A 1,336-nucleotide genomic window follows, 5' to 3' on the forward strand; every position below is an offset into this window, starting at 1 on the left:
ATTTCGTAGTTGCTTCCTTACTTGATTTGGCATTCTATCCACCTCCTTTAGCCTAAGTATAGCAAAAAAAGGATTTCGAAAGCTCAATTTAGGAGCTTTCGAAATCCTTAACTTAATGACATTGAAAAAATGATAAGATTTTTTTGACTATTTCGAAATAAATAATAAGAGAACAATAAATAGAACAAGGGTTCATCAATGAATAAAAAATACCTAGAGAGACTGTCGATAAGGAGAGATAAGATTAGAATAACCATAATCTTTAAAAAAATTCCCATCAAAACCAACTGTAATATAGGCTTAATTTTATTGATTTTTAACATCATGTATACAGAAAGCACATGAGGAAACATTATTAAAATCAAAGATAAACCAACTGCAATCAAGTTTCCTGAAATATTAATAAACTGCCCCCACCTCATTCTTCGTTCTCCACCTTAGCCAAACTCCCCTTCATCTTCGCTCTTGCAATGAAACAAGTCATACCATTAGGAAAATAGGCTAGTCTTTCCTTTCGGTCTATTTTCACAACATTTTTTGGATTAATTGCAAAAGAACGATGGCATTTATATAGGCGAGGCTCCTGCTCCAGTACTTCACCCATGCTAGCAAAAAACTCGATTCGCTCTATTTTGGTATAGAGAATAACATGATGAGAAATTGGAGATGTTTCCAAAAAATAGATATCTTCGAAGGGAATTTGGAATTGTTGATATTTGGACTTAAAGTTAAAAGCAGTATCTGCGATAGTCTGCCGATTTTGTTTCTGAGCATAAAGCACTGCAGCTTCAACACGCGCCTCAAAATCTTCCTGATCTAAGGATTTAACGATATAATCCAAAGCAGATATCTGATACCGAAACGTCAAAGGCATAAACTCCGAATGCGTTGTTACAAAAACAATCAAAGCCTGAGCATCCTGTTGACGAATCCTACTAGCAACATCCAAACCTCTCAAATGATCACCCTTAATTTCGATATCCAAGAAAAAAAGTTGGTGGCTTCCTTTTTCTTGAATCGCTTGAAAAAGCAAATCTGTCTTAGAATATACCTCTAGCCGTTTAACTGGTAAAGCATGTTTTTCCTGCAATTGATAAAGGAGATTTTCCATCCGCCCCTGTTGCTGGTAATCATCTTCTAAGATAAAAATATTCATATGGAAAAACCTCCTCTAATCACCAATGTCATTAAGTTAAGGTGTTCTTCAAGAAATTTATGCACGTTTTACAGAGTTTAACTTCTGTAGATGGATCACCATGAAAGTTAGTGATACAATGTCCAGCTTAGAAAACTACCAAATCTGCTTTTCTGATGCTGTTTATGCCTGTAAACAATT

Annotated in this window: 1 protein-coding gene and 1 pseudogene; one reads left to right on the top strand and one right to left on the bottom strand. The window is 34.9% G+C overall.

The window, feature by feature from the left end; genetic code table 11:
• Positions 1-418 precede the first annotated feature (418 nt).
• Entirely contained in the window at positions 419-1,156 is a 738-nt protein-coding gene (locus ACXM1Q_RS09225; protein WP_458517801.1) for a response regulator transcription factor, read from the bottom strand.
• Positions 1,157-1,196: 40 nt separating this feature from the next.
• On the opposite strand from ACXM1Q_RS09225, the pseudogene ACXM1Q_RS09230 reads away from it, so the two are divergent.
• Positions 1,197-1,336, top strand: a pseudogene (locus ACXM1Q_RS09230) (IS4 family transposase); the annotation flags it as partial.

The sequence above is a fragment of the Streptococcus sp. 10F2 genome (genome assembly GCF_054331515.2).

Excerpts from the sequence above, each read along its gene's own strand:
- ACXM1Q_RS09225 (WP_458517801.1), bottom strand. The coding sequence starts at position 1,156 with ATGAATATTTTTATCTTAGAAGATGATTACCAGCAACAGGGGCGGATG.